This is a genomic window from Faecalibacillus sp. H12, assembly GCF_013361255.1.
In the GTDB taxonomy this organism is placed as follows: domain Bacteria; phylum Bacillota_I; class Bacilli_A; order Erysipelotrichales; family Coprobacillaceae; genus Faecalibacillus; species Faecalibacillus intestinalis.
Genome location: NZ_JABWDK010000078.1, coordinates 1 through 575, shown reverse-complemented (window position 1 = coordinate 575; position 575 = coordinate 1). Strand labels below are relative to the sequence as shown.

General features: G+C 36.0%; 1 protein-coding gene. It reads left to right on the top strand.

Features of this window, described 5'->3' with window-relative positions; translation table 11 throughout:
• Positions 1-575: 3-deoxy-7-phosphoheptulonate synthase (aroF, locus tag HUU89_RS14480; RefSeq protein WP_175302133.1), on the top strand; the 575-nt coding region annotated here is incomplete at both ends.

Here is a 575-nt window from a genome sequence, read left to right as displayed (position 1 = left end):
TTAGATATTCTAGTAGCAGCTAAAGAAGCAACAGGATTACCAATCGTATCAGAATTGATGGATGCAGAATACTTAGATGAATTCATTGAAAAAGTAGACTTGATTCAAATTGGAGCAAGAAACATGCAAAACTTCGACTTGTTAAAGAAAGTCGGGAAAGCAACAAAGAAACCAATCTTGTTAAAAAGAGGATTGAGTGCAACATTCCAAGAATGGATCATGTCAGCAGAATATATCATGGCAAGTGGGAATCCAAATGTCATCCTATGTGAAAGAGGAGTGAGAACATTTGAATCATACACAAGAAATACATTAGACTTACAAGCAGTACCAGTAATCAAAGAATTGACACACTTACCAATCATTATCGATCCAAGTCATGCCGGAGGAAAATGGTGGTTAGTAAATCCAATGGCAAAAGCAGCAGTCGCAGCAGGATGTGATGGATTAATGATCGAAGTGCATAATAATCCAGAAAAAGCATTATGTGATGGACCACAATCATTAAAACCAGCCAAATTTGAACAATTGATGAAAGAATTAAAACCAATTGCTGATGCTGTTGGTAAAGAAAT